This window comes from Acinetobacter sp. YH12112 (assembly GCF_013418945.1).
Classification (GTDB): domain Bacteria; phylum Pseudomonadota; class Gammaproteobacteria; order Pseudomonadales; family Moraxellaceae; genus Acinetobacter; species Acinetobacter indicus.
This window is the reverse complement of sequence record NZ_VPBA01000098.1, coordinates 1-1138: the sequence shown is the minus strand read 5'-3', so window position 1 is coordinate 1138 and position 1138 is coordinate 1. Positions and strand designations below refer to the sequence as shown.

Below are 1138 nucleotides of genomic sequence, written 5' to 3'. Positions count from 1 at the left end.
GTCTTCATCAACAGTGCCTTCACCAATGATGTTACCGTCTTCGTCTTTAACGACAACGTTAGCACCTGGCTCGCCTTTACCTGTGATGGTTGAACCATCGTCAGAGAAATCAACATCTGTCGGTGCGTCTGGCGCAGTTGTGTCTGGGGCTACCGCTTCTGTTGGAGCAGATTCATTACCTGATGCATCAGTTGCTGTGACATCAACAACCTCACCATCATTTAACGGATCCTCTAGTTCAACAGTGTAGTTACCATCTTCATCCGTTACTGCTGTACCAAGTACGTTGCCGTCCTTGTCTTTCACTTGAACAGTTGAACCAGGCTCTGCTGTACCACTCACTTCTGAACCGTCTTCATTGAATTCAGCTGTCGGTGCTTCTGGTGCTGTTGTATCCGGTGCTACCGCTTCTGTTGGAGCAGATTCATTACCTGATGCATCAGTTGCTGTGACATCAACAACTTCACCATCGTTTAACGGATCCTCTAGTTCAACAGTGTAGTTACCATCTTCATCCGTTACTGCTGTACCAAGTACGTTGCCGTCCTTGTCTTTCACTGTAACAGTTGAGCCAGGTTCCGCTGTACCACTTACCTCTGAACCATCTTCATTGAATGCAGCTGTCGGTGCTTCTGGTGCAGTTGTGTCTGGGGCTACCGCTTCTGTTGGAGCAGATTCATTACCTGATGCATCAGTTGCTGTGACATCAACAACTTCACCATCGTTTAACGGATCCTCTAGTTCAACAGTGTAGTTACCATCTTCACCCGTTACTGCTGTACCAAGTACGTTGCCGTCCTTGTCTTTCACTGTAACAGTTGAGCCAGGTTCCGCTGTACCACTTACCTCTGAACCATCTTCATTGAATGCAGCTGTCGGTGCTTCTGGTGCAGTTGTGTCTGGGGCAGTCGCGCCTACTTCTGGTGACTTGTTGCCAGCCTCGTCCACTAAACCAACGGTGACTTCTTCACCATTCGTTAACGGCTCATCTAAGTCAACTTCAAAGTGACCGTCTTCATCAACAGTGCCTTCACCAATGATGTTACCGTCTTCGTCTTTAACGACAACGTTAGCACCTGGCTCGCCTTTACCTGTGATGGTTGAACCATCGTCAGAGAAATCAACATCTGTCGGTGCG

The 1138-nt window shown here is 48.2% G+C and carries 1 protein-coding gene; it reads right to left on the bottom strand.

Going from position 1 to position 1138, the window contains the following annotated elements:
- Positions 1 to 1138: Ig-like domain-containing protein (locus FTU50_RS15280; protein ID WP_257223493.1), on the bottom strand; the 1138-nt coding region annotated here is incomplete at both ends.